At 71.9% G+C, this 25,189-nt stretch carries 25 protein-coding genes; 14 read left to right on the top strand and 11 right to left on the bottom strand.

What is annotated here, in order from left to right; translation table 11 throughout:
- The first annotated feature begins 23 nt into the window (after positions 1-23).
- Positions 24-662, top strand: coding sequence for a hypothetical protein (locus tag ACQPZ4_RS06115; protein WP_433057001.1), 639 nt, complete (start codon positions 24-26; stop codon positions 660-662).
- Positions 663-673: 11 nt separating this feature from the next.
- The gene (locus tag ACQPZ4_RS06120; protein ID WP_433057003.1) at positions 674-2,533 is read left to right on the top strand and encodes a LamG-like jellyroll fold domain-containing protein; all 1,860 of its coding nucleotides are present in this window, start codon (positions 674-676) and stop codon (positions 2,531-2,533) included.
- Here the strand turns inward: ACQPZ4_RS06120 and ACQPZ4_RS06125 are convergent.
- The gene (locus ACQPZ4_RS06125) at positions 2,487-3,401 is read right to left on the bottom strand and encodes an N-acetylglucosamine kinase (RefSeq protein ID WP_433057005.1); all 915 of its coding nucleotides are present in this window, start codon (positions 3,399-3,401) and stop codon (positions 2,487-2,489) included. The genes ACQPZ4_RS06120 and ACQPZ4_RS06125 overlap by 47 nt on opposite strands.
- 96 nt (positions 3,402-3,497) lie before the next feature.
- On the opposite strand from ACQPZ4_RS06125, the gene ACQPZ4_RS06130 reads away from it, so the two are divergent.
- Genes ACQPZ4_RS06130 through ACQPZ4_RS06155 form a run of 6 tightly spaced genes read left to right on the top strand, consistent with a single transcriptional unit; the run spans position 3,498 to position 9,592 of the window.
- A complete protein-coding gene (locus ACQPZ4_RS06130; RefSeq protein ID WP_433057007.1) occupies positions 3,498-4,415 on the top strand; it encodes a MurR/RpiR family transcriptional regulator in 918 nt (305 codons plus the stop codon).
- Between the two features lie 2 nt (positions 4,416-4,417).
- Positions 4,418-5,164 carry a sugar isomerase domain-containing protein gene (locus tag ACQPZ4_RS06135; protein ID WP_433066287.1) on the top strand — a complete coding sequence of 249 codons (747 nt, stop codon included), beginning with the start codon at positions 4,418-4,420 and terminating at the stop codon, positions 5,162-5,164.
- Positions 5,165-5,182: 18 nt separating this feature from the next.
- Entirely contained in the window at positions 5,183-6,607 is a 1,425-nt protein-coding gene (gene ngcE, locus ACQPZ4_RS06140) for an N-acetylglucosamine/diacetylchitobiose ABC transporter substrate-binding protein (protein ID WP_433057009.1), read from the top strand.
- On the top strand, positions 6,607-7,515 hold the full coding sequence (locus ACQPZ4_RS06145) for a carbohydrate ABC transporter permease (RefSeq protein WP_433057011.1): 909 nt from the start codon (positions 6,607-6,609) through the stop codon (positions 7,513-7,515). Before ngcE ends, ACQPZ4_RS06145 begins: the two co-directional genes overlap by 1 nt.
- Positions 7,516-7,538: 23 nt before the next feature.
- Positions 7,539-8,327 carry a carbohydrate ABC transporter permease gene (locus ACQPZ4_RS06150; protein WP_433066290.1) on the top strand — a complete coding sequence of 263 codons (789 nt, stop codon included), beginning with the start codon at positions 7,539-7,541 and terminating at the stop codon, positions 8,325-8,327.
- 35 nt (positions 8,328-8,362) lie between these two features.
- Positions 8,363-9,592, top strand: a complete 1,230-nt coding sequence (locus ACQPZ4_RS06155) for a glycosyl hydrolase (RefSeq protein WP_433057013.1) — start codon at positions 8,363-8,365, stop codon at positions 9,590-9,592.
- Positions 9,593-9,785: 193 nt separating this feature from the next.
- Here the strand turns inward: ACQPZ4_RS06155 and ACQPZ4_RS06160 are convergent, their stop codons facing one another.
- Positions 9,786-10,646 (bottom strand): alpha/beta fold hydrolase, encoded by an 861-nt coding sequence (locus tag ACQPZ4_RS06160; protein ID WP_433057015.1) that lies wholly within the window; start codon positions 10,644-10,646, stop codon positions 9,786-9,788.
- Positions 10,647-10,719: 73 nt separating this feature from the next.
- The gene (locus ACQPZ4_RS06165; RefSeq protein ID WP_433067161.1) at positions 10,720-11,184 is read right to left on the bottom strand and encodes a hypothetical protein; all 465 of its coding nucleotides are present in this window, start codon (positions 11,182-11,184) and stop codon (positions 10,720-10,722) included.
- Between ACQPZ4_RS06165 and ACQPZ4_RS06170 the strand changes: the two genes are divergently transcribed.
- Positions 11,113-12,093, top strand: coding sequence for a winged helix DNA-binding domain-containing protein (locus tag ACQPZ4_RS06170; protein WP_433066293.1), 981 nt, complete (start codon positions 11,113-11,115; stop codon positions 12,091-12,093). The two genes, ACQPZ4_RS06165 and ACQPZ4_RS06170, sit on opposite strands and share 72 nt — an antisense overlap.
- Here ACQPZ4_RS06170 and ACQPZ4_RS06175 read toward each other — a convergent pair.
- Complete coding sequence (locus ACQPZ4_RS06175; protein WP_433066296.1) at positions 12,052-12,876, bottom strand: DUF72 domain-containing protein; 825 nt, start codon at positions 12,874-12,876, stop codon at positions 12,052-12,054. The two genes, ACQPZ4_RS06170 and ACQPZ4_RS06175, sit on opposite strands and share 42 nt — an antisense overlap.
- 353 nt (positions 12,877-13,229) lie before the next feature.
- Complete coding sequence (locus tag ACQPZ4_RS06180) at positions 13,230-13,646, bottom strand: tautomerase family protein (protein ID WP_433057016.1); 417 nt, start codon at positions 13,644-13,646, stop codon at positions 13,230-13,232.
- Between the two features lie 92 nt (positions 13,647-13,738).
- On the opposite strand from ACQPZ4_RS06180, the gene ACQPZ4_RS06185 reads away from it, so the two are divergent.
- Entirely contained in the window at positions 13,739-14,299 is a 561-nt protein-coding gene (locus ACQPZ4_RS06185; protein ID WP_433057017.1) for a TetR/AcrR family transcriptional regulator, read from the top strand.
- 29 nt (positions 14,300-14,328) lie between these two features.
- Here the strand turns inward: ACQPZ4_RS06185 and ACQPZ4_RS06190 are convergent, their stop codons facing one another.
- Complete coding sequence (locus tag ACQPZ4_RS06190) at positions 14,329-14,832, bottom strand: LPXTG cell wall anchor domain-containing protein (RefSeq protein ID WP_433057019.1); 504 nt, start codon at positions 14,830-14,832, stop codon at positions 14,329-14,331.
- A gap of 577 nt (positions 14,833-15,409) precedes the next feature.
- On the opposite strand from ACQPZ4_RS06190, the gene ACQPZ4_RS06195 reads away from it, so the two are divergent.
- Positions 15,410-17,302, top strand: coding sequence for a helicase-associated domain-containing protein (locus ACQPZ4_RS06195; protein WP_433057021.1), 1,893 nt, complete (start codon positions 15,410-15,412; stop codon positions 17,300-17,302).
- Between the two features lie 372 nt (positions 17,303-17,674).
- Here ACQPZ4_RS06195 and ACQPZ4_RS06200 read toward each other — a convergent pair whose 3' ends face one another.
- Entirely contained in the window at positions 17,675-18,466 is a 792-nt protein-coding gene (locus ACQPZ4_RS06200) for an alpha/beta hydrolase family protein (protein WP_433057023.1), read from the bottom strand.
- 49 nt (positions 18,467-18,515) lie between these two features.
- On the opposite strand from ACQPZ4_RS06200, the gene ACQPZ4_RS06205 reads away from it, so the two are divergent.
- Entirely contained in the window at positions 18,516-18,911 is a 396-nt protein-coding gene (locus ACQPZ4_RS06205) for a cupin domain-containing protein (RefSeq protein WP_433057025.1), read from the top strand.
- Between the two features lie 206 nt (positions 18,912-19,117).
- Here the strand turns inward: ACQPZ4_RS06205 and ACQPZ4_RS06210 are convergent, their stop codons facing one another.
- Positions 19,118-20,086: a hypothetical protein gene (locus ACQPZ4_RS06210; RefSeq protein WP_433057026.1), complete on the bottom strand. Its 969-nt coding sequence runs from the start codon at positions 20,084-20,086 to the stop codon at positions 19,118-19,120.
- 67 nt (positions 20,087-20,153) lie between these two features.
- Here ACQPZ4_RS06210 and ACQPZ4_RS06215 point away from each other — a divergent pair, with 67 nt between their 5' ends.
- Positions 20,154-20,669, top strand: a complete 516-nt coding sequence (locus ACQPZ4_RS06215; protein WP_433057028.1) for a PadR family transcriptional regulator — start codon at positions 20,154-20,156, stop codon at positions 20,667-20,669.
- Between the two features lie 99 nt (positions 20,670-20,768).
- Here ACQPZ4_RS06215 and ACQPZ4_RS06220 read toward each other — a convergent pair whose 3' ends face one another.
- Positions 20,769-21,071: an MTH1187 family thiamine-binding protein gene (locus ACQPZ4_RS06220; RefSeq protein WP_433057030.1), complete on the bottom strand. Its 303-nt coding sequence runs from the start codon at positions 21,069-21,071 to the stop codon at positions 20,769-20,771.
- A gap of 25 nt (positions 21,072-21,096) precedes the next feature.
- Here ACQPZ4_RS06220 and surE point away from each other — a divergent pair, with 25 nt between their 5' ends.
- Entirely contained in the window at positions 21,097-21,885 is a 789-nt protein-coding gene (gene surE, locus ACQPZ4_RS06225; protein ID WP_433057032.1) for a 5'/3'-nucleotidase SurE, read from the top strand.
- Between the two features lie 168 nt (positions 21,886-22,053).
- Here surE and ACQPZ4_RS06230 read toward each other — a convergent pair whose 3' ends face one another.
- Complete coding sequence (locus ACQPZ4_RS06230; RefSeq protein WP_433057034.1) at positions 22,054-24,384, bottom strand: ABC transporter permease; 2,331 nt, start codon at positions 24,382-24,384, stop codon at positions 22,054-22,056.
- Complete coding sequence (locus ACQPZ4_RS06235) at positions 24,381-25,043, bottom strand: ABC transporter ATP-binding protein (RefSeq protein WP_433057036.1); 663 nt, start codon at positions 25,041-25,043, stop codon at positions 24,381-24,383. The genes ACQPZ4_RS06230 and ACQPZ4_RS06235 overlap by 4 nt, the downstream gene beginning before the upstream one ends.
- Positions 25,044-25,189 lie beyond the last annotated feature (146 nt).

Consider the following 25,189-nt stretch of genomic DNA (forward strand, 5'->3'; position numbering starts at 1 on the left):
CTCGGGCGGCTAGCTTTCGCGGGATGGACGGGTACTGCGAGCGCCTCGGCCCCGGCCTGTGGGCCGAGCCCCTCAACGCGGTCTCCAACGCCGCCTTCCTCGTCGCGTGCGCCGTGCTGCTGGTGCGGACCCGGCCGGGCAACCGGCACTGGACCCTGCCGGTCATCCTCGGCGTCGTCGGCCTGTGCAGCCTGTCCTTCCACACCTTCGCCAACGGCTTCACGGCGGCCCTGGACACCCTGTCCATCCTGGTGTTCGTGCTGGTCGGCGTGGTGCTGCTGGCCCGCTACGGGCTGAAGGTCCCGGCGAACCGGGCGTGGCTGGCGGCGCCCGCGTTCGTGGTGTTCGCCGCGTTCGTGGACGTGCTGCTCGGGCTGGCCGGCCGGCAGTACACCCTGGGCGGGTATCTTCCTGCTCTGCTGGGCCTGGCCGGTTTCGCCGTCGCGCTGCGCTCGCCCACGCTCGGCCTGGCCGCCGCGGTCTTCGCGGTGTCGCTGACCCTGCGCACGCTCGACGAGCCGCTGTGCGGATCGATCCCCGTCGGGCTGCACTGGGCCTGGCACTGCCTCAACGCGGTGGTGCTGTACCTGGTCGCCGTATCAGTCAACAAACTTCGATGGTTGTCCGACTCTTCGACACCGGAGCGTCAGATCGGGACATAACTGTCCGGGTCATGACTGAAGGGCACATCGGGCGCCGGACGCTGCTGCAGGCCGCCGTCGCCGTACCCGCGGCCGGGGCCGTCCTGGCCGCCACCGCCACGACAGCCGAGGCGACGCCGGAGTCGCGGATTCCGGGAGGCGGCAGCGACGCCGGCATCCCGCGGTTCGCGCTCGCGGTGCTGCCGGACACGCAGTACCTCTTCGACGAGGACAGCTCCCGCCCCGAGCCGCTGCGGGAGACCTTCGAGTACCTGCTGCGCGAGCGGGCCGACTCCAACATCGTGTTCATGGCCCACCTCGGCGACGTGACCGAGCACGGCAGCGAGCACGAGATCGGGCTGGCCTCCGACACGTTCAAGTCGCTCGACGGCCGGATGCCCTACAGCGTCCTGGCCGGCAACCACGACATCAACGGCGGCACCGACGACCAGCGCGGCGACTCCGCGTACCTGCGCGCGTTCGGGGCGTCGGCCAAGCGCTTCACGAAGATGCCGACGTTCGGCGGCGCCTCGCCCGACGGCTACAACTCCTTCCACACCATCAGGGCGGCCGGGCGGCAGTGGCTCGTGCTGGCCCTGGACTGGCGGGTCTCGGACAAGGGCCTGGCCTGGGCCCAGACCGTGCTCGACCAGCACCGGACGCTGCCGGTCATCCTCACCACCCACGAGCTCGCGTGGTCCGAGGACGACGGCCAGGCCCACCTGTCCGACTACGGCCAGCGGCTGTGGGACCGGTTCATCGCGAAGAACGACCAGATCTTCCTGACCCTCAACGGGCACTTCTGGCCGCCGGGGCGCACCGTGCTGCGCAACGACGCGGGCCGCGACGTCCACGTGCACATCACGAACTACCAGGACCGGTACTACGGCGGCGCCGGCATGATCCGCCTCTACCGCTTCGACCTGGCCCGCGGCGTCATCGACGTGGAGACGTTCTCGCCGTGGTTCCTGCAGCGCGACCCGCACCAGCGCAACCTGCTGGAGGCCGAGACGATCGAGCTGACCGGCCCGGCGGACCGGTTCAGCCTGGACGTCGACTTCGCGGCCCGCTTCGCCGGGTTCGCCCCGGTGACGCCGCCCGGCCCGCGGCCGCCCGCCGCCGTGATCGGCCGGGACACCGCCGCGTACTGGCGCTTCGACGTCAACGGGCTGCCGGGGGCGGGGGGCGCGCTGCCGGACGGTACCGTCGTCAAGGACCTCACGGGCAAGGGCAACGACCTCGTCGTGAAGCGCCTGCACGACAGCGCCGCGGGCGCGCTCACCTGGTCGGCCGAGCACCACGCGGGCGCCCCGGCGCACGCCAGCCTCCGCTTCGACGGCGGCAAGTCCCCGGACCGCGGCGCGATCCTGGAGGCGGTGGCCAAGGCCCCGATCAACGCCAACCGCTTCGAGCGCGGCTACACCATCGAGGCGTTCGTGAAGTTCCCCGACCCGTTCGAGGGCGACCACGCGTGGATGGGCATCCTGAGCTGGGAGGGGCGCAACGGCGACGCCGGCAAGACCAGCGGCTGGTCGCCCGAGGAGCCGACCTGCAGCCTGAACCTCTCCCCGGAGCGCTTCCTGCAGTTCGTCGTGTACCCCACCGACCGCGACGCCGACCCGACGTCCTGGAGCCACGCGCTGCCGGTCGGGCGCTGGATGCACCTCGCGGTCGTCAACGACGCGAAGCGAACCGTCGTGTACGTCGACGGCTCGCCGATCGTGCGCAACCCCACCCAGCCGTCGAAGGGCATCACGACCTTCGGCAAGCCGTTCGTGATCGGGGCCACCCAGTTCGCCGAGCAGTTCGGGCAGGGCTTCTACGGCTGGATCGGCGACGTGCGCATCACCGCCGCCGCCCTGCCGGTGCGCGACTTCCTGACCCGCTTCTGAGGTCTGTCCCGTACGTTCCGGCCAGCCTTGCCGCACCCAGGGCGGGGTCGGCCGCGGTGCCCACCGGGACGCCGCGCTCGTGCAGGCGGGCGAGCACGGCGCGGCGGACCGGGGTGGCGGCGACGAGCAGGCCGCCGCCGAGCACGACCGGCGCGTGCGGGGCCCCGAGCTCGTCCAGGGTGGCGACGAGCCGGGTCGCCGCCTCGGCCACGATCGCCTCGGCGTCCGGGTCGCCGGCGTCGGCCAGCTCGCACACGTCGGGCGCCAGGGCGCCGAACGGGGGCAGTGCCTGGGCCCAGTGCACGAGCTCGTCGGGGTCGGCGGCGCCGGAGTGCCGGGCGACGCGGCGCGCGAGGGGCGTGTCCCAGCGCCGCACCGCCCGCCGTACCGCCTGCAGCCCGAGCCACAGCCCCGAGCCCTCGTCGCCGAGCAGCCAGCCCAGCCCGTCCGCCACGCGGGTCGTCTCCAGGCCGTCGACCAGGGCCGCGACCGCGCCCGTACCGCAGATGAGCACCGCCCCGGCCGCCCAGTCCCCGCCGGCCGCGAACGCCGTCACCGCGTCGCCCACGACGGGCATCGGGCAGCGCAGGCCCAGCGCCGCCCACTCGTCCGCGAAGGCCCGGGCGATCGCCGGATCCGCGAGGGCGCTGACCCCCGCGACCCCGACGACGCCCGCCGCGACCGCCCCCGGATCGACGCCGCTGAGCGCCGACCGCAGCGCCGACCCGACAGCGCGTGCGGCCGGCGGTCCGCTGGCCGCCGGGTTGCCCGGGCCGCCCGCGCCGCGTCCGAGCACGGTGCCATCCTCGTCGAGAACCACCGCCTTCGATGCGGTGCCGCCGGCGTCCACGCCAACCACGACTGCCATGGCGTCGATGGAAACATAGAAAGTTCTTATTGACTAGAAGTTGAAGTGGTCGTAATTTTCATCGCCAAGGCAGAACGATGAAAAGGATGACCGACGGTGACGGGTGAGAGTGGCGGCCTGCTGGGCAGGCTTCGCATCGAGGGGCCGACCATGCCGGAGGCCCTGGCGAAGATCGCCGAGACGATCCTCGGGGACCCCGAGGAGGCGGCGCACGCCAGCATCGTCGACCTGGCCGAGCGCTCCGGCACCTCGACGGCGACCGTCACGCGGTTCAGCCGGACGCTGGGCTTCAAGGGGTACGCGAACCTGCGGGTGGCCATCGCGACCGAGACCGGCCGCGCGGAACAGGCCCGCTGGGAGACCGACATCTCCGGCGACATCGCGCCCGGCGACCCGCTCGCCGACGTGCTCGGCGTGATCACCGCGGCCGACACCCGGGCGATCCACACCACCGCGGCGTCGCTGGACGTCGCCGCCGTCGAGCGCGTCGCCGAGGCGATCGCGGGGGCCGGGCGGGTGGAGATCTTCGGGTTCGGCTCCAGCGGCACCGCGGGCCGGGAGATGGCCTTCCGCCTGGAGCGCATCCGGGTGCCCGTCTGGTACCGCTCCGACAGCCACACCGCGCTCACCAACGCGGCGCTGCTCGGCCCGGGCGACGTCGCGATCGGGCTGTCGCACTCCGGCCGCACCCGCGAGGTGATCGAGACCCTCGCCGAGGCCGCCGACCACGGGGCGACGACCGTCGCGGTCACGTCCTTCGGGCGCTCGCCGCTGGCCGAGGTGGCCGACGTCGTGTTCACCACCTCGGTCCACGAGACCACCTTCCGGGTGGCGGCCCTCTCCGCGCTGCACTCGCAGCTGCTGGTCCTGGACCTCATCTACGTCGCGGTGGCGCAGCGCACCTACGAGCGCACCGCCGAGGCCCTCGAGCTCACCGTGCGCGCCGTCGACGCGCACCGGTTGCCCGACACGACCAACACCCGCAAGCGACCACGGAGGGAAAAGCCGCTGTGACCATCAGAAGTGCCGACTACGTCGAGGTGATCCGGGCCGCCATCGAGCGCGTCGGGACCACGCAGGGCGACAGGGTGGCCCACGCCGCCGACCTGATGACCGCGACGGTGCAGGCGGGCGGGGTGATCCAGGCTTTCGGCTGCGGGCACTCCGAGGCGCTCGCCATGGAGATCGCGGGCCGGGCCGGCGGCCTGGTGCCGACGAACCGGATCGCGCTGCGCGACATCGTGCTGTACGGCGGCGAACCCCTCAGCGCGCTGGCCGATCCGCAGCTGGAGCGCACCGCCGCCGTCGCCCACAAGCTCTACGACCTGGCCCCCGTCAAGCCCGACGACACCTTCGTCATCGCCTCCAACTCCGGCGTCAACGGCGCCGTGGTGGAGATGGCGCAGCTGGTCAAGCAGCGGGGGCACGCCCTGATCGCGATCACGTCGCTGGAGCACTCCTCCCGCGTCGACTCGCGCCACCCGAGCGGGCAGAAGCTCGGCGACCTCGCCGACGTGGTGCTCGACAACGGCGCGCCCTACGGCGACGCGTCGCTGCCGCTGCCCGGCGGCGGCGCCGTCGGGGCGGTCTCCTCGATCACGGCGGCCCTGCTCGCCCAGCAGATCGTCACCGAGGTGGTGGCGCGGCTGCTGGCGCTCGGGGAGACCCCGCCGATCTACCTGTCCGACAACGTGCCGGGCGGACGGGAGCACAACGCCGCACTTGAAGCGCGGTACGCCGGGCGCATCCGGCGTACCGCATAAAGGAGAGAGAGCCTTGCCATGAACCCCTCACCTCTCAACCCAACTTATCCCAGCCGCCGCTCCCTGCTGAAGGGCGCCGCCGGCGTTGCCATCGCCGCGCCGCTGCTCAGCGCCTGTGTGACGAGCGGCGCCGGCGACGAGGACAAGCCGGCGGCCAACGCCGGGAACAAGAGCGCCGACAACCCGCTCGGGGTCAAGGACGACGCCCCGCTGGAGGTCGTCATCTTCAAGGGCGGCTACGGCGACGACTACGCCAAGCACGCCGAGGACCTCTACAAGGGCAAGCACGCGAAGGCGGCGATCGACCACAAGGGCATCCAGAAGGTCGGCGAGGCGCTGCAGCCGCGCTTCGTGGCCAACACGCCGCCGGACGTGGTCGACAACACCGGCGCCGGCCGGCTCGACCTGGCCACGCTCGTCGCGGCCAAGCAGCTCTCCGACCTCGCCGAGCTGCTCGACGCGCCCTCGTTCGACGACCCGAACACCAAGGTGCGCGACACGCTGCTGCCGGGCGTGATCGACGACGGCACCTTCGACAAGCAGGTCCTGACGCTGAACTTCACCTACACGGCGTGGGGTCTCTGGTACTCCAAGCCGCTGTTCGCGAGCAAGGGCTGGACGTACCCGAAGACGTGGGACGAGATGCTCACGCTGTGCGCGACCATCAAGGCCGCGGGCGTCGCGCCGTGGACGTACCAGGGCAAGTACCCGGAGTACATCAACGACCCGCTGCTCTCGATGGCCGCCAAGATCGGCGGCGAGGCGCTGCTCAAGTCGGTCGACAACCTGGAGCCCAACGCCTGGAAGGCCGACGGGCTCAAGGCGGCCGCGGAGGCGTTCGCCGAGCTGGCCGGCAAGGGCTACATCATGAGCGGCTCGGAGGCGCTGTCGCACACCGAGGCCCAGGCCGCCTGGTGCCAGGGCAAGGCCGCGTTCATCCCGTGCGGCTCGTGGCTGGAGAGCGAGCAGAAGGGCGTCGCCCCGGCCGGCTTCGACATGGTCATGGGCCCGGTGCCGTCCCGCACGAGCAGCGACAAGATGGCCGGCACCGCGGTGCAGGCGGCGAGCTCGGAGTCGTTCCTCGTACCGGCGAAGGCCAAGAACGTCGCCGGCGGCCTGGAGTACCTGCGGATCCTGTTCTCCAAGCAGTCGGCCAAGGCCTTCGCGCAGTCCGCGGGCACGCTGCCGGCCGTGGCCGGGGCGACCGACGGGCTGCAGCTCAGCAGCGGCCTCGGCTCGACCCGCGACGCCGTCACCGCGGCGGGCAAGGAGGCGTTCACCTTCCGGTTCCGCACGTGGTACGCCCCGCTGGCCAAGGCCGTCGACGACGCCACCGGCGAGCTGGTCAACAAGCGCGCCACGGCCGCCGAGTGGGCGGACCGGGTCCAGAAGGCGGCGGACGCGCTGGCGAAGGATTCCGGCGTCAAGAAGTACACCCGCTGATGAAACACGGCCGGATCGGGTTTCTCGTCGGCGCGCTCCTGCCCGCTCTGGCGCTGCACGCGTTGTTCGTGCTGTCGCCGTACGCGCAGGCGTTCTACCTTTCGCTGTTCGACTGGTCCGGCCTGAGCAGCAAGACGCGGTTCGTCGGGGCGGGCAACTACGCCCGCCTCGGCGGCGACTCCCTGTTTCTGGACGCGGTGCGCAACAACGCGGTCATGCTCGCCGTGGTACCGCTGGTCACCATCGCCCTCGGCCTGTTCCTGGCCAGCATGCTGCACCTCGGCGGGCGCGGCGGCCGCAAGGGGATCGCCGGCTCGCAGGTCTACCAGATCGTCTACTTCTTCCCGCAGCTGCTGTCGATGGTCGTCATCGCGGTGCTCTGGGGCTTCGTCTACAACCCGAACAACGGCCTGCTCAACGGGGTGCTGCGGGGAGTCGGCCTCGGCTCGCTGGCCCGCAGCTGGCTGGCCGAGCCGAGCCTGGCCCTGCCGGCCGTGATGGCGGTGCTGGTGTGGTCCTCGGTCGGGTTCTACATGGTCCTGTTCAGCGCCGCGATCGACTCGATCCCCAAGGAGCTGTTCGAGGCCGCGCTGCTGGACGGCGCGAGCGGGTGGGCGACGTTCCGCAAGGTGACGCTGCCGCTGGTGCGCGACACCGTGCAGGTCGCGTTCGTCTACCTCGGCATCGCCGCGCTCGACGGGTTCGCCGTCGTGCAGGTCATGACGGTCGGCCCGGGCGGTCCCGACGGCGCCACCGAGGTGATCGGGCTTTCGTTGTACCGCAACGCCTTCACCTACGCCCGCATGGGCTACGCGTCGGCCATGGGCGTCGCGCTGTTCTTCGCCACGCTGACGCTGGCCGTGCTCGCCCTGCGCGCGGGCCGCAAGGAGAGGATCGAGCTGTCGTGAAGCGCGTGCTGCCGCATCTGGCGATGCTGTGCTGGGGCGTGGTGACCGCGCTGCCCCTGCTGTGGGCGGTGATGAGCTCGTTCAAGACGGACAACGAGATTCTCAACGACCCCTGGTCGGTCCCGTCCACGCCGCACTTCGAGAACTGGTCGCGGGCCTGGACCCAGGCCGACATCGGCCGGTACTTCCTCAACAGCCTCATCGTCGTGGGCGGCGCGCTCGTGCTGACGATGCTGCTCGGCTCGCTGGTGGCGTACGCGCTCGCGCGGTACGAGTTCCCGGGCAACCGGATCGTCTACTACACGTTCGTCGCGGCCATGTTCTTCCCGGTGTTCCTGGCCATCGTGCCGCTGTTCTTCTTCATGCAGCAGACGCACCTCCTGGGCACGTACCACGGCCTGATCCTGGTCTACGCCGCGTACGCGATCCCGTTCACGGTCTTCTTCCTGCACTCGTTCTTCCGCACGCTGCCCAACGAGGTCGCCGAGGCCGCGTTCATGGACGGCTGCTCGCACACGGGGGTCTTCTTCCGGGTGATGCTGCCGCTGGCCCGGCCGGGCCTGGTCGCGGTCGGCATCTTCAATTTTCTCGGGCTGTGGAACCAGTACCTGCTCCCACTGGTGCTCAACCCGGACCCGGACCGGTACGTCCTGGCGCAGGGATTGGCCTCCCTGTCGGTCAGCCAGGGCTACCGAAGCGACTGGAGCGGACTGTTCGCCGGCCTGACGATCGCCATGCTGCCGGTGCTCATCGCCTATGTCGCGTTCCAACGGCACATCCGCGCCGGAATGACCGCCGGCGCGGTCAAGTAACCGTTCTGTTTTTCCGTATGGGGAGGACCCTGCCCATGTCAATCGGTACACGTCGATCTCTTGCGATCGCGTCCGGCATCGCGTTGGCCGGCGCGATCGGGGCGTTCGCGATCACCGCGGCGACCGTCGGCACCGCCAGTGCCGCCGCCAACAACTGCGGCTACCTGTTCGACGACTTCAACTACGGCTCGTCCTCCGACGCGTCGCTGACCGCGCACGGATGGGTGCCGCGCACCTACTCCGGCGGCCCGGGCGTGCCCGGCGCCACCTGGTCGGCCAACAGCATCACCTTCCCGACCAACGGCGGCCAGAAGGTCATGCAGCTCACCGCGTCGACGGACGGCACCAGCGGGGGCACCAACCAGGCCGAGCTGTACACCGCCCAGAAGCGGTACCTGGAAGGCACCTACGCCTCGCGGATCCGGTTCACCGACACGCCGACCGGCGGCAACGACGGCGACCACATCAACGAGACGTTCTTCACGATCAGCCCGCTCAACGGCGACCTCGACCCCACCTACAGCGAGCTGGACTTCTCGGAGTACCTGCCCAACGGCGGCTGGGGCGAGACGGGCCCGATCAACTACCAGACCACCTGGTACACGTACCGCAACGACCCGTGGTACGCCGACAACGTCCACTCGGAGGAGCGGCGCAGCTTCGACGGCTGGCACGACCTGGTCATCACCGTCTCCGGCGGGCACGTCATGTACTACATCGACGGCGCGCTGATGGGCGACCACTCCGGCAAGTTCTACCCGCGCCAGACGATGACCATCAACTGGAACCTGTGGTTCATCGACACCGCGGCGCACTCCGGGGGCCTCTCCACGTACATCCAGCAGGTCGACTGGGTGCTGTACGCGAAGAACCAGGTCCTCACCCCGAGCCAGGCGACGGCACAGGCGGCCGCCTACCGCAGCGCGGGCAACGCGTTCACCGACACCGTGGACGCCTCCGGCCCGTGCGTGACGCCGACCGGCTCGGCCACGCCGTCCGCCTCCGTCTCCCCCTCGAAGTCCCCGTCGGCGTCACCGTCGCCGTCGACCTCGACCCCGCCGGCCACGAACTGCTCGACCGCTCCGGAGTGGTCGATCAGCGGCGTCTACACGGCCGGCCAGACGGTCAAGCACGAGAAGAGCGCCAACGGCAACCCGAACGGCCCGGCTTCGGGCCAGGGCAAGCACCTGTGGCGCGCGAAGTGGTGGACGCAGGGCTCGGAGCCCGGCTGGACCGCCAACTGGGAAGACCTCGGGCACTGCTGAGTTTTGTCCGTTGCGTCGAACCTTCCATCCTCCGGCCACGGGCGTGCTGCCCGTGGCCGGAGGCCGCTTCGACTACGTTGTGTTCCGGCGGTGGTGTACGGAGCGAATCGATCAAGCGTCGCGAGCCCTCGGATTTTTTCGGGATGGCTAGGCTCAAGCAATTCGGAACAGCACGCGCGGGGGGCGGCGGCTGCTACCCATTGATGTGCCGCCACACCTCGTCCGGTACCTGATCGGGGGCAAAGTGTCCAGCACCGGCCAGAACCCCCGTGGTCACGTCCCTGATCCCGGCCGCACGCAGCCCGCGCGCGTACGCGGCGATGTCCCCGCCCTCGTGCTCGCCGCGCAGGTAGAGCAGCGGCGTGCGGACATCGACGGGCGCCTCGTTCGCTTTCGCGTCCTCGGCGAACGCCCGGTACCAGCGAAAGCCGGCTTCAAGGTTGTTCGCATACGCGGCGGCGTAGCGCTCGCGGGCCGCCGCGGGGACGGCGGACGGGTCGGGGGAGAGGATGTCGTAGAAGTAGTCGAAGTACTCGCGCTCGCGGCCCCGGACGAGCAGCTCGGGCAGGCCGGGTACGGCGTGGAACCCGAAGTGCCAGATGTACGGGTTGCGCAGCACCTCGTCCCAGGGCGCCACGCCGGGGACGACGGTGTTCATGATGACGGCGCGGCGCAGCTCTTCGCCGTAGGCACGGAGGTACGCGAACGCGACCATGCCCCCGCAGTCGTGCCCGACCAGCGTGACGTCCTTGAGCCCCAGCGGCTGGATGGTCTCGCGGACGGCGGCGGCGAGGGCGGTTTTCGTGCCGTCGGTGCCGTGGGTCCTGCCGGTGCTGCCCGTGCTGCCGGTGCCGTCGGTGCTGTCGGTGCTGTCGGTGCTGCCGGTGCTGCCGGTGCTGTCGGTGCTTAGGTCGAGCAGGTTCAGGGCGACCGCGAAGTTGCCGTCGGTGGCGGCTCGGTGCATGACCTCGCGCCAGCAGTCGGCGGTTTCGGGCCAGCCGTGCAGGAAGACGTACGCGGGTGCTTGGGGGTCGCCCTCTTGTATGACGCTCATGTGACTACACATACCCAGGTGTAGCGGCCAGTTGCTGGCCGCAATTCGCCGTAGCGTGCGTGGCGTGCGGATTTCATTGCGGACGCTGAATCGGACCTACTTGCGGCGGCAGCTGCTCGCGGGGGCTGGACGGCCTCGGCCTGATCTTGCCGACGCTGGCGCCGACGCCGTTGCCGGCGCCGTTCCTCGGGCTGTTTCCGCTGCTGGCGGCCCCGCGGTGGGGGTCGATCTTGCCGCCTCCGCCGGTGCCGGCGCTGACGCTCACGGCGGGTCGCGGGGTGTTCTCGGCGACGGCGGTGCCGGGCCGCGGAGGGTTCTCGACAGTGCCGGCGACGATCTTGGCGCTGTGTTCGGCGGTGGGTTCGGCGCTGGCTTTGACGCGGGCGCTGGCCTGGACGCTGGCGCTGGCGCGGACGCTGGCGCCGTTGCCGCGCCGGGGAGCGTTGAGGCCGTCGTGCGGCATCTTGTGGCGATTCAGGCCCAGGAAGTCGATGCCCCATATGTCAGCATTTGGACGCGTTTGAGGCAATTTGCGCATGGCGAACTCTCCAGCGCGCTGCAAGATCGGGGGCTCGTGCGCGGGGGGCTGCTCCGCGGGACGCAGCACATCACCGCCGGTACCGACTATCTCTGGTTGCGGCCGCTCGTCGCGCGGCGCCGCGGGAATGTCGGGCTTTCGCCCTTCCGGCAGCAGATCGAAGGGCTCACGCTCGACGAGATCGTCGCGGCGGCGCGGGAGATCATGGGTGGGCGGACCCTCACCCGGCCGCAGTTGGCCAAGGCGCTCGAAGAACGGTTCACCGGCCGGCAGGGCATCGCGCTCGCCTGGGCCGCGCAACACCAGTTGGCCATCATTCATCCGCCGCCGACCGGGACCTGGCGGCGGCGCGGGCATGTGCATTGTGCGCTCGCCGAGGAATGGATCGGCGCGCCGCTGCGCGAGGACGGGGAGGTGCGGGAACTGTTCCGGCGCTATCTCGCCGGGTGCGGTCCCGCCTCCGTTCAGGATTTTCAGGTCTGGTCCGGGCTGCGCAAAGTGCGCGAGGAAGTCGAAGGCATGCGCGGCGAACTTCGCGTGTACGTCGACGACAGCGGGCGGGAACTGTTCGACCTGCCCGAGCTCGATATCGCCGACGGGGACGAGGACGTGCCCGTACGGTTCATCCCCGAGTTCGACAATGCCGTGCTCAGTCACGAGGATCGATCGCGCATCATCGCGGGCGCGCAGGATCGGGCCGCAATCACGCCCGGGTACTCCGTCGTGCGGCCGACGTTTCTCGAGGACGGGTTCGTCGCCGGGACCTGGTCGGTCGAGGGCGGAAAACTCGACATCGCGCCGTTCCGGCCGTTGCGGGATGCGGCGGGGGTGTACGACGAGGCGGTACGACTGGCGGATTTTCTGCAGTTAGAACAGGGTCAGGGGACCGACCGGATTCGGCTCCGGTAGCGGCGGCAACTCCGGGACCAGCGCGCGCACGGCGGCGTGGAAGTCGCGGGCCAGCGACGGCGCGTCGGCGTTGTCCGGGGTGTGGATGAAGAATGTCGGGGAGCGGCCCTCGCGCAGCCATTCCGCGGCCTGCCGGACCCATCCCTGCCAGCCGTCGATCGTCGACTGTGGATCGTCGCGGCCGAGGTACCGCACAATCGGCCGCGAAGTCAGCGCCACCGTCCGCCGGGGCAGGCGCGGTTTCTTCGTCCACGCGTCGCGCTCGGCCTCGCTCGTCGGCGGCGCGGCGAAGAATGCGGTGGTGTCGAACGGCACCCACTCCGCGCCGGCCGCCGCCAGCACGTCCTCCAAAAGGCTCGCCGCGCCGTCGAAGAACGCGGGGTGGCGCACCTCGACGGCGCTGCGATATCCGGCGGGCAGGCGGCGCAGAAAAGCGGCGAGATGCGGGACTTCTTCGGGCCCGAAAGACCCTGGCAGTTGTACCCACAGTGCGTGCACCCGCGCCCCCAGCGGCTCGATCGCCGCGAGGAACTCGTGCAACTCCCCGTCCGCGCGCGGCGAGAGGCGGAACTCGTGCGTCACGGGCTTGGGCAGCTTGAGGACCATCCGGAAATCGGGTTCGGTCTGCTCGGCCCAGGTGCGCACGGTTTCGACCGTCGGCGTCGCGTAGAACGTGGTGTTGCCCTCGACCGCGTTGCACCATCCCGCGTACGCGCGCAGCCGCTCACCCGCCGGCAGCGGGTGCTCGACGAACCGGCCCTGCCACGCCTTCAGGCTCCACATGGCACAGCCGACGTGCAGCGCGGGCCGGGTCTCGTCCATGGTCGACTACTGTACCCACGTTGCTGTCAGAAGTATCTATGCCCCGTCAGGGTATAAATCCGGATATGTTCGGACACGGAGTGTTCGGACATATCACGCCAGCGACTCACGCCAGCGACTCACGCCAGCGACTCACGCCAGCGCCTCACGCCAGCGACTCACGCCAGCGCCTCACGCCAGCGACTCACGCCAGCGCCTCACGCCAGCGACTCACGCCAGCGCCTCACGCCAGCGACTCACGCCAGCGCCTCACGCCAGCGACTCACGCCAGCGACTCACGCCAGCGACTCACGCCAGCGCCTCGGGTCAGCGCCTCAGGCCAGCAGTGCCGCGAACTCGGCCCGCCCGTACGCCGTTCCCGCGATGCCCCAGCCGCCCTCGGCCGCCTCGGTGAGCAGTACCCACGTGCGCTGTGCCTGTGAGGGGTCCCCGCAGACCTCGGCGACGATCCGTGTCGCCTCCGCCACCAGTTCCTGCTGGCCGTCGCGCGACAGGACTCCGGGCGGGGTCACGACCTGCACGCGGACCGTACGCGCCGAGTCGGTCGCCGCGGTGTGCACAGTGGACGGTGGCATCCGGTGCAGGTAGGCGCCGGTGTTGTGGGTGTGGGCCGGGCCTGGATGCAGCACTCCCTCGGCGTGCAGCAGGGCCGTGGTCAGGCGGGCGGCCAGCTCGCGTTCGGAGCCGGCGGGGAAGAGGTCGTCGGCGGCGTACACGTCGATCATGGGCATGGTGCAGTGCTCCCAGTCGTCAGGGGATTATGATGACTGTCATAGACGCTAGATTATGACGACTGGCATAGTCAAGAGAGCTGAGGTCGGCAGTGGCGGGCGAAGTGCGCGGGAAGATGGTCGAGGGGGCGGCGCTGCTGCTGGCCAAGCAGGGGTTGCAGGCGACCTCGTTCTCCGAGGTACTCAAGGCCACCGGCGCGCCCCGGGGTTCGATCTACCACCACTTCCCGGAGGGCAAGGACCAGCTCGTCGACGCCGCGCTCGACCTGGTGGCGGAGCGGATGCTCGCGGGGCTGGCGCAGCAGCGGGGGAAGAGTGCCGAGGACGTGACGGCGTACGTCATCGGGGCCTGGCGCTACGTGCTCGAGCGCTCCGGGTTCGCGGCGGGCTGCGCGGTGCTCGCCGTGACCGTGGCGGCCGACTCGCCGGAGTTGTTGCAGCGCGCCGCCGGCATCTTCCGGGCGTGGCGGGTGCGGCTGGGCGAACTGTACGTACAAGCGGGATTCGATGAAACGCGGGCGGTGCGCTTCGCGGCGGCGGTGATCGCGGCCACCGAGGGCGCGGTCGTGATGTGCCGGGCCGAGCAGAGCCTCGAACCGCTGGAGCTGGTGGGTGAAACCCTGATGGCACAAGCAAAAGCGCCCACCGGCTGAAGCCGGCGGGCGCCTCTGGACGAACCGTCCTACTCGGCGGTGAACTGCACCCGGCGACGGCGGCGGAGCGTGAAGACCAGCGCCGCGCCACCCGCGACGAGGGCCGCGCCCGTGCCGACCATCGGCAGGGTGGTGTTCGAGCCGGTCACCGGCAGACCCGGGGTCGGCGAGGCCGACGGCGTGGCCGGCGGCACCGAGCGGGACGCCTCGGGCGTCGGGCTCGGGGACTTCGACGGCGACTTCGAGGGCGACGGCGTGGTCTTCGGCGCGCAGTTGCCCGGCAGCTTGACCGGGTTGCTCTTGAAGTTGGCCGGGTGACCGTTGGACGGCCACACCTTGCCCGGCCCGTCCTGCCAGAGGCCGTCGACGCTCAGCACCAGGTCGTTCTTGGCGTCACCCTTGTACGTCGTGGTGAACGTGTCGGTGCCGTTCGCCTGCAGCGCGATGTCGGCGTGGGTCTCGCCGGTCGGCAGGATCTTGATGTTGGTCAGGTTGACCGGCTTGCCGTAGTCGTTGTGGACCGTCCAGGTCACCGTGTAAGTGCCGTTGTCGTCACAACTCGCCTTGCCGGCGGGCCCTGCACTGTGCGCGCTCGCGGGCGTAACGAAGAGGGTCGATAGGCCGACGGCGGCGGCTGCGGCGAAACTGCCGACAGCCACCCTCCTGAACAGCGTGTTTTTCACGTCGTCTCCTACGGGGTGGAACTTAGCGACGACACAACATAGAGCGGATCGCCACCTGGGCGACAGTCAGAAGCGCATGGAAATTTGCAACTGGTCCGGGTATGTCCGGATCATCCGAAAAAATAATGGAGATCTATGCTCCTCTTAATCACCCGATGCGGTGAATCCGTTACACCATAAGCCCGAGCGCACCGCGGCGGTTCGGCCCATGTGGGCCTATGACGTGCGCAACCTCGCGCCGGACGGGCCACGGTCATCGATGCCAATCCGACGCTTCCGGGGCCCTCCGAATCGCCAAGGCATCGGAGTTTATTAATTGTTTACACAGTGACATGGAATCGGCTCTGCGTACAGATTGTGATTACGCAGAGTGACTGACGAGTCGGCCCGTTCTGAACCGAACGCTTGTCGGAATAGGATCGCGCCGGTGGAGACGGCGCAGATCCTTCAGCTCGCGTCGCTGCTCACGCTGCCGCAGTTACAGGTCGCCGAGGTGCTGTCGCTGCGCGCGGAGGGCACGCGGCAGCGGGATCTGGCGCGGGCGCTCGGCGTCGCCCCGGACGACCCGGCCCTCGTCGCCGCGCTCGGTGCGCTGCACGCCGCCGGGCTGGCCTGGCCGGACGAGCGGGAGCCGGAGTGGATCCGCACCGTACAGCTGCATCAGGTCCTGGCCAACAGCTACGGGTTCGGGCGCGCGGCCGAGCACGAGATGACGTACCTGCCGCTGGACCTGCTGCAGCGCGTCGCGTACGAGCTCGGGGCGCCCGTCGGCCGCGACCACCAGCGCCTCGTGCGCGAGATCGGCGCCGTGCTCGCCGACCCCGACCGCGTCCGCGAGCAGTTCCGCCAGGCCCCCGCGGCCGCCCAGGCCATCCTGCTGCGCCTGGCCGTCGGCGAGCCGTTCTACTCCGACGCGCAGGACCTGCTCGCGCTGCGCACCAGCCGCCGGGGCACGCCGCTGCGGTGGGCCGTGCACCGGGGACTGCTCGTCTTCAACGGGTACTACGGCAACGCCGTCGCCATGCCCAGTGAAGTCGGCGCGGCGCTACGTCCGGACTTCCGGGCCCCGTTCGACACCGCTCCACCTGCACCGCCGTCGATCGCGATCGGCGCCGAGCACATCGACCGCGCGGGCGCGGCCGCGGCCCGGGCGGCGCTGGCGTCGGTCGTGACGCTGCTCGAGGAGTGCGGCCGTACTCCGGTGCCGATTCTCAAGGCGGGCGGGATCGGGCTGCGGGAGGTACGAAAGCTGGCTCGTCTGATCGAATCGGACGAGGAGGGCGTGCGGTTCTGGCTGACCGTGGCCGGGATGAACGGGCTGATCGGCATCACCGGGGACCGCGTCGCGCCGTCGGCCGAGTTCGACGACTGGCTCAAGCTCGACCCGGCCGAGCAGTTCGGCCGCCTGCTCGACGGCTGGTTCCGGATGCCGGCCGCGCCGCTGCTGCTCGACGGCCGCCCGGCGCTCGTCGGCAGCGAGCACGACGAGAACAGCGCGACGCTGCGAGTGACCCTGGCCGCCGTCCTCGCGTCGTTGCGCGGCGGGCGCGGGGCGGCCGGGCCGGAGGGGCTGGCCGCGATGCTCGCGTACCTGCGCCCGCTCGTGGCCGGCGACGCCGCGGAGGCCGCGCCCATGACCCGGGCCCTGTGGCGCGAGTACGAGCTCATGGGCGTCGGCGCGCGCTACGCCCCCACGTCCCTGTGCCACGCGCTGGCCGCCGGCGACCACGCCCGGCTCGAGTCCACCCTGCGCGAGTTTTTACCCCCGGCCCAGGATTCGGTACTCCTACAGAGCGATCTGACCGCCATCGCCACCGGTACCCCGTCGGCCTCGCTCAGCGCCCTGCTGGATCTAGCGGCCGACCGCGAGTCGCGCGGGGGCGGCTCGACGTGGCGCTTCACGGAGTCCTCGGTGCGCCGCGCCTTCGACGCCGGCTCGACCGCCGACGAACTGCTCGCCCGCATCCGCGCGGCCGCGGCGGGCGGGCGGGTGCCGCAGCCGCTGGAGTACATGGTCGCCGACCTCGGGCGCAAGCACGGCGTCGTGCGCGTCCGCACGGTCGGCTCGGTGCTGCGCAGCGAGGACGTCGCGCTGCTGGGCGAGATCCGGCGGGTGCGCAGCCTGGCCCGGCTGGAACTGACCGAGCTCGCTCCGACGGTACTGTCCAGCGCCCTCACCCCCGCCGAAACCCTCGCCGCGCTGCGGGCCGCGGGGTACGCGCCCGCCGGCGAGAACCCGGACGGCACCATCGCGTTCGAGCGCCCCACCCGCCACCGCGCGCCGCACCGTGCGATCGAGGACCCGGACGACGACGAATAGCGCCACTGTCCCTCCGCCACCGCCGCGTTCGGTGCGGCCGCTCGCCCGCCACCCGCGCGCGACCGCGCGTTGCAGCGTGCGGTCGCGCGCACTTGAGCGGCTCATGCGCGACCGTGCATCGCCGCGCGCCGCCGCGCGTTGCTGCCCTTGGGTGCTCGTTTGAGCGGCCCGCGCGTCACCCGCGCCCACACCCCGCGCTGCCCGTCCGAGCGGCCTGACACGCGACCGCGCGTCACGACGTGCGGTGTTCGTCCGGGCGGGCCGAACGCGGCCGCGCGTCGCGGCGTGCGGTGTTCGTCCGGGCGGGCGGCACGCGGCCGTGCGTCACGGCGTGCGGTGTTCGTCCGGGCGGGCCTGACACGCGACCGCGCGTCACAGGGTGCGGTCGAGGAACTGGATGACGGCGCGGGTGAGGGCGACGCGGTGGTCGGAGAAGACGTGGTCGGCCGGCAGCGTCACCGCCTCGGCGTCGACGGCCGCCACCAGCGGGTCGTAGTGCAGCTCCGGCCACGCGACCGTGTCGTGCGCGGCCGCGACGAGCAGGACGGGGCGCCCCGCGAGCCGGGGGGCCAGGTTCTTCAGCTGCCACGCCGCGCCGTGCGTGCACATCTCCTCGTACAGTGCGTCTCCGCTGGTGCCGCGCAACGGCAGCGGGTCGCCGGCGAACATGGTGCGGGCTTCGTCGAGTACACCCTGAGGGGCTTGGGAAACGGCGCCGAGATCGTAGGCCGCCAGGGCCGCGACCGCGCGCACCGACGCGTCGCCCGCCGCGGTGTGCAGGGCCGCGAACCCGCCGATGCTGTGCCCGACGACCGCGACGCGCGCGGGGTCGAGCGCCGGGTCGAGCCCCGGTGCCAGCGCGACCGCGCGGGCCGCGTCGGCGAGCACGTTCGACCACGAATAGTCGCCGCCGACGCCCCACGACCCGCGGTAGTGGAACACCAGCGCCGCGTAACCGGCCCGGCGCAACGCCTGCGCGAGATCGAAGTTGCGCTCGTTGCCGGGGAAGCCGTGCAGCACCACGACGACCGGATGCGGCCCCGGACCGGCCGGAACGTGCAACACCCCCAGCAGCGGTACGCCACTGCTGTCGAACCGCACCTCCGGCGTACGGGCGCGCGGGTGGTCGTTCGGGTCCGGATCATGTTGCCAGCGGTCGTCCATGTGTCTTTTGTACAAGGCAGGATCGCGCGTCCGAGCGGACAATCGGGACATGACCGCGAAACCCGTGAACCTGACCGAGGCGCTGCAGTCGTTCACCGAGGTGTACAGCCCGCGGATCGTCGCGCGCATGAACGACTACGACGTGCGGGTCGCCCACGCCAAGGGCGAGCACGTCTGGCACACCCACGCCGACACCGACGAGTTCTTCCTCGTCCTGGACGGCCGCTTCGACATCGCGATCCGCGAGCCGGACGGCCACGAGCACACCGTCGTCCTGCACGCGGGTGACACGTGGGTGGTGCCGCGCGGTACCGAACACAAACCCTCGTCCCCGGGCGGCTCCATCCTCATGTTCGAACCGACCGGCACCCTGACGACCGGCGACGCCGCGTCGGGCGAGATCCCCGCCCACGTCGACAGCACCGCGGGCCACGACCTGGGCTGACCCGCCCCGCCGCGGCTCCACTGCCGAGACGTCGCGTCGTCGCTGCGTCGCGCCCTCCCAGTCGCAGGCGTCGCAGTGGCGTCGCGCCCCCAGGAGCAGGCGACGTCGTCGCGTCGCGCCCTCCAAAAGCAGGCGTCGTACTGGCGTCGCGCCCCCAGGAGCAGGCGTCGTCGTCGCGTTGCGCCCTCCAAGAGCAGGCGTCGTCGCTAGGACGCGCGCTCCACGGGCAGGCGCCGCAGGCTCGTGGCGGCGATGCCGGTCTCGGCGGCCATGGCGTGCCACGGGGTCCCGTCCGCGCGCCGCGCCGCGACGTACTCGGCGATCGACCCGAACCCCAGCCGCTCGGCCGCGCGCCGCGCGCGGTCCTGGGCGTCGTGGCGCTTGCTCGCGTGCGCGACCGGCTCGATCCCGTGGTGGCGCAGCGCCGCGAGCACCGTCCAGCGCGACACGCCCGCGGCCAGGGCGATGGCGGCGACGCTGCGGTGCCGGTCCACGTGCTCGCCCCTGAGAAAGGCCACGACGCTCTGGTACCCGAGGTGCCGCGCGACGGGCCCCAGCCGGAACTCGCCGGGCGGGGGTTTGGCGGGCGTCGGGGCGTACCGGTGGACCCAGTCCTTGTGCAGGCCGGCCTCGCGGCTGATCGCGGCCATGCTGAGCCCGTCGCCGGCCCGGGCCGCGACGTACTCCTCGAACGACGCGAACCCGAACCGCGCCGCGACGTCGCCCGCTATCCGCGCGCGGTGCCGCTCGCCGCGCCGCCGGTTCGCCTCCGCGCGCGCGGCCGGGTCGACCTCGGCCAGGGCGGCGAGCGTCTTGGCCCGGCGCTCGGCCGGATGCGCCCGCCCCGTGGCGGCCCGCGCGGCCGCGGCGGTGAGCGCCCCGCTGCCGGCCCGCTCCCGCGCGGCGACCCGGGCGAGGCGGATGGCGGGCTCGTTGTGCCGCGCCCCGAACGCGGAGGAGCGCCGCTTCCTCGTCGCCGGCCCGGTGAGCGGATTGCCCAGCTCCAGCCCGAACGCGGTCACGTAGTCGGTCTTCGTCCACCCGTGGTACCGCAGATGCGACGCCACGGAGAGAAACCACCGCCCGCACAGGTGGCAGCACACCCGGTCGCCGTCGACGGGAAGTTCGCCGATCGGGGCGTGGTACGGCGTCCCGTCGGCCAGCCGTCCGAGCACGCCGCCCACCCCCTGCCTCGGTAGTCACAATGAGACTACCGGCCGGGGCGGGTTTAGGCTCCCCTCCGTGTCCACCCCGACGCTCTCGCTGCCCGAGTGGATCGTGCTCACCCTGCTCGACGAGGAGCCCGCCCACGGCTTCGCGGTCGCGCAGCTGACCGCCGAGGACGGCGCGATCGGCCGCGTCTGGCACGTGCCGAGGCCCATCGTGTACCGCGCAGCCGACCGCCTCACCGCCGCCGGCCTGCTGCACGTGGCGGGCACCGAAGCCGGCGACCGCGGCCCGCAGCGCTCGATCCTCGGCGCCACCGACACCGGCGCGGACGCGGTGGCGGACTGGCTGGACCGCCCCGTCGCCCACGTCCGCGACCTGCGCTCGGAGTTCCTGGTCAAACTGGCCCTGCTGACCCGCCGCGACCGCGCGCTGGACCACCTCGTCGCGGCCCAGCGCGCGGTCATCGCCCCGATGGAGCCCGCCCTCGCCCGCCGCCGCGCGGCCGCGGAGGGCTTCGAGTTGATCCTGGCCGCCTGGCGCCACGAGAACGCCCGCGCCGCCCTGCGCTTCCTCGACGACCTCACCTGACACCCGCGGCGGGTTACTCCGCCAGGTGCCGCTCGACCGTGGCGATCTTCGCGTCGAGCCGGCGACCGGGCCGTCGCGCCACCTGACACCCGCGGCGGGTTACTCCGCCAGGTGCCGCTCGACCGTGGCGATCTTCGCGTCGAGCCGGCCGACCGGGCCGTCGCGCCAGTCGACCTTGATGACCGTGCTGGTGCGGGGAGCTTTCTCCTTGACCGCCGCCACCGCGGCCTGGACCACGCCCATGACCTCGTCCCACGTCGAGCCCTCGACCGTGGTGAACATCGCCTCGGTACGGTTGGGCAGGCCCGACGCGCGCACGACGCGCACCGCCTCGGCCACCAACGCACCGACATCCTCGCCGACGCCGAGCGGCGTCACACTGAACGCGACAAGCACTGACATGCCTGCGACGCTAGCCTGGGCAATCGTGCGACTGCTGATCACCAACGACGACGGCATCGAGGCGCCCGGGCTGCTCGCGCTCGCGAAGGCCGCGGCCGGGGCCGGGCACCAGGTGCTCGTGGCCGCCCCGCACCGCGAGGCCAGCGGGACCGGGGCCGCCCTCACCGCGATCACCGACAACGGGCGGCTGCTGCTGGACGCGGTGGATCTGGACGGCATCACGGCGTACTCGGTCGCGGCGTCGCCCGCGTACATCGCGGTGCTGGCCGCGCTGGGCGTCTTCGGCGAGCCGCCGGATCTGCTGCTGTCCGGCATCAACCGCGGCGCCAACGCCGGCCACGCGATCCTGCACTCCGGCACCGTCGGCGCCGCCCTGACCGCGGCCAACGAGGGCCTCCGCGCGCTGGCCGTCTCGCTCGACGTCCTCACCTCCCTGCCGGGCGCCGCGACGGTGCAGGAGGCCTTCCGGCAGCGCGCCGGCGAGGTGTTGCACTGGGAGGTGGCGGGGGCACTGGCGGTACAATTGCTGCCTTGGCTTGTGGAGGCTCCTCGTCGAACCGTGCTCAACCTGAACGTGCCCGACCGGCCCCGCGAGGCGATCCGCGGCCTGCGGCGGGCTGCTCCGGCCCCGTTCGGCCAGGTGCGCATGGCGGTGTCGGAGGCGGCGCGGGACTTCGCGCGGATCACGGTCGAGGTCGGCGAGGACGCGCCGCCGCCGGGGTCGGACCTGGCCCTGCTGACCGAGGGCTACGCGACGGTCACGGCCCTGCGCCCGCCCGCCGAGGACCCCTCCATCGCCCTGCCGTTCAGCTGAGCCAGTCCTGCAGGGCCTCGGCGCGGCGTCGCTCGGTGACACGATCTCGGCGACCAGCGCCACATCGGCGGCGGTCCACGGGCCGGGATGGTCGTACCACGCGATGCTCGGGTCGACCGGATCGAGTGCGCGCATGTCTATCAATATGGGGCCACCTGGACATGTGGCCTACTCGTTGTGGAGGACCTCGGCGATGGGCAGGCGCGCGGCCGCGCGTGACGGCAGCAGCGCCCCCAGGACGGCGATCCCCACCCCCGCCAGCGCCATCGACGCCAGCGCCCCGGGGTTCCAGACGTCGAAGAGCGTCGCCGGGAGGTCGACCTTCGCCACCCGGCCCACCATCGGCAGGATCAGCCGGTGCGCGGCCATGCCCAGCGGGATGCCGACCACCGCGCCGGCCAGGCCCAGCGCGGCCATCGACGTCACCATCATGGCCACCACCTGCCGCGGCGTCATGCCGATGGACTTGAGCATGCCGAGGTCGCGCCGGCGCTCGCGGACGTTGAGCAGGACGGTGTTGAACACGGCGAGCGCGGCCACGGTGCCGATCATCAGGGAGAACACGACCGACACGGTCACCACCGAGACGGTGTAGGAGTTGCCGAGGCCCGTCACGGCCGACCACGCGGTCAGGCCCGGGTCGGCCGCGCGCACGGACGCGAGGTACGACTCGACGCTCGTCCCCGGCGTGATCCGGACGTAGTACATGACCTCGTGGTTCACCAGGCGGTACTGCGGCGCCAGCGTCGTGAACAGGGACCAGTCGGCGAACATGGCGCCGCCGCCCACCGCGCCGTCCAGGGTGCGGCCGACGATGGTGACGGGGACGTCGCGGCCGTCGTACGTGAGGCGGATCCGGTCGCCGACGCGCAGGCCGAGGTCGTGCAGGCCCTTGGACGACGCGACGACCTCGTCCGGGGCGGCCATCCAGCGGCCCTCGGTGAGCTCCTCGCGGAAGCCGATCGTCGTCGCGTCGCCGCGCAGGAAGTCCACGCCGATCGGGGTGCTGTGGCCGGCCACGGCGAGCTCGAGGCTGAGGTCGGCGGTGACGTACACGGTGCCGGGCAGGCCCCGCAGCAGCGACTCCACCTGCGGGTCGGTCTTGGCGCTGGACACGCCGCCGAAGTCCGGATTGTTCGGTCTGACCTGGGCCTGTACCGCGTCCGCGCGGTCCACCGCCGCGCCGTAGCGGAGCACCGACGTGGTCAGGCCGCCGGCGAACGTGACCGTGACGACGCCGAGCAGCAGCGCCGCGAGGGTCAGGCCGGTGCGGCCCGGGCGGGCGAACGGCAGGCCGAGGCCGAGGCTCACCGCGCGCGGGAGCCGGGTGCCGGACAGCGCCCGCTGCACGCGCAGCCCGCGGCCCGCCCGCGGGGCCGAGCCGGCGCTGATCGCCTCGGCGGCCGAGAGCCGATGCGCGCGGAGGGCGGGCACGAGCGCGGTGAGGGCGACCAGCAGCGGTACCCCGGCGACGCCCGTCAGCGGCACCCACAGGCCCGTGTCGACCCGCGCGCCGAAGCCGAGGCCCAGGAACGCGTTGGCGAGCAACGGGCGCGCGGCGACCGTGCCGAGCGCGGTGCCGGCGAGGGCGCCGGCCACAGCCGGTACCGACACCATGAAGAGATAGACGAAGACCACTTGGCGGGGCGTGAACCCGATCGCCTTCAGCACGCCGATGTGCCGGAAGCCGGAGATGACCGCGCCGCTCACCACGTTGGCCACGATCAGCACGGCGACGACCAGGCCCAGCACGCCGAACACGACGAGGAACGGCAGCATGGTGCCGGGGCCGGCGGCGACCGCGTCCTTGCGCGTCAGGTACGACTGCGTCGCGACCAGCCCGTCGCGCGGGAGCGTGGCGATCGCCGCGTCGACCTCGGCTTTGTCCGCGGCGTGCCGGAACCGGTAGAGCACCTGCGAGCCGGTGGGGCCGAGCGCGCGCATCGTCGCGGGGGAGACCCACGCATCGGCGGTGTCCCCGAGGGTGTACGCGATGCCGACGATCGTCAGCGCCGGCCGCCCGGGCGCGCGGACGGTGCGGCCGATGACGTCGGCGCTGAAGTACTGCGCGTCCGCGCGGTCGGCCGGCGGCGTCGAGGTGATCACGATCTCGTTCGCACCTGTCGCCCAGCGCCCGGCCCACACGTCGACCCGGTCCACGGCCCCGCCCGGGTCGGCCCGCCCGACGACGGTCAGCGCCCCGGTCGCCCAGCCCGGCCCCCCGTCGGCCGGCACGTCGAGGACCAGCTCGGGGAAGGGCCCGGCGACCGCCTCCACGCCGGCGGCGCTCGTCGCGGGGTCCTGCGCGTCGTACGTCGCGACGACGTGCGCACCCCGCTGCTGCGCGAACGCCCGGTCGAACGGCCGCGCGGACGCGTCGAGCAGCCCCAGCGCGACGACGACCGTGGCCGTCGAGAACAGCACCACCAGCCCGACGACGACGGTCTGCAGCCGGCGCCGCCGGATCGCCGCCCGCGCGGCCCGCCACACGGCGCTCACGCCCGCACCCGCCCGTCGGCGAGCTCGACGACGCGGCCGGCGCACCGCTCGGCCAGCGCCGCGTCGTGGGTGACGAGCAGCAGCGTCTGGCCGAGCTGGTTGAGGTCCAGCAGCAGGTCCATCACCTGCTCGCCGGCCCTGCTGTCCAGCGCCCCCGTCGGCTCGTCGGCCAGCAGCAGCGCCGGCCGGTTCATCAGCGCCCGCGCGACCGCGACCCGCTGCCGCTCCCCGCCACTGAGCACGGCCGGATACGCGTTGCGCCGATCGGCGATCCCGAGCTCGTCGAACAGCTCCAGGGCCCGCCGCCGCGCCTGCCGCGCGCGGATGCCCATCAGCTGCGCGGCGAGCGCGACGTTGTCCAGCGCCGAAAGGTCATCGATGAGATTGAAAAACTGAAACACCATCCCGATCCGCCGCCGCCGAAACAGCGCCAGACCGGTCTCACTCAACTGCCCAAGATCCTCATCGTGTACCGCGATGTGCCCCGCCGTAGGCCTGTCCAACCCCGCGATCATGTTGAGCAGCGTCGACTTCCCGCAGCCGGAGGGCCCCATGACCGCGACCGCCTCGCCGGCCTCGACGCGCAGCGACACCCCGTCGAGGGCCGTGGTCCCCCCGAACTCCTTGCGCACCCCGTCCAGCCGCACCACCGTCGTCATGGTCCAAAAGCTATGGCTCCGGTACCCCACGCCGCGTCCGCTCCCCGATGCAACCCGCCGCCCGGGGTCATCCTGCGGATGTACGCCGCTGCTTCCAAGGCCCGATGCGCGCGGCCGCCCAGGTCTGGCATCGTGACCAGGGTGGC

Source organism: Dactylosporangium sp. CS-033363, assembly GCF_050942475.1.
In the GTDB taxonomy this organism is placed as follows: Bacteria; Actinomycetota; Actinomycetes; order Mycobacteriales; family Micromonosporaceae; genus Dactylosporangium.